Annotated in this window: 1 rRNA gene; it reads left to right on the top strand. The window is 50.9% G+C overall.

What is annotated here, in order from left to right:
- Positions 1-503, top strand: a 23S ribosomal RNA gene (locus DNU06_RS17715); the annotation flags it as partial.

The raw sequence follows: 503 nt of genomic DNA, 5'->3' as shown, positions 1-503 counted from the left end.
AAAAGCGTAGTCGATGGAAAACAGGTTAATATTCCTGTACTTCTGGTTATTGCGATGGAGGGACGGAGAAGGCTAGGCCAGCTTGGCGTTGGTTGTCCAAGTTTAAGGTGGTAGGCTGAGATCTTAGGTAAATCCGGGATCTTAAGGCCGAGAGCTGATGACGAGTTGTCTTTTAGATGACGAAGTGGTTGATGCCATGCTTCCAAGAAAAGCTTCTAAGCTTCAGGTAACCAGGAACCGTACCCCAAACCGACACAGGTGGTTGGGTAGAGAATACCAAGGCGCTTGAGAGAACTCGGGTGAAGGAACTAGGCAAAATGGCACCGTAACTTCGGGAGAAGGTGCGCCGGTGAGGGTGAAGGACTTGCTCCGTAAGCCCCGGAGGGTCGCAGAGAATAGGTGGCTGCGACTGTTTATTAAAAACACAGCACTCTGCTAACACGAAAGTGGACGTATAGGGTGTGACGCCTGCCCGGTGCCGGAAGGTTAATTGATGGGGTTAG

The sequence above is a fragment of the Putridiphycobacter roseus genome (genome assembly GCF_003234935.1).
GTDB lineage: Bacteria > Bacteroidota > Bacteroidia > Flavobacteriales_D > Crocinitomicaceae > Putridiphycobacter > Putridiphycobacter roseus.
This window is presented reverse-complemented; position numbering and strand designations above follow the sequence as displayed.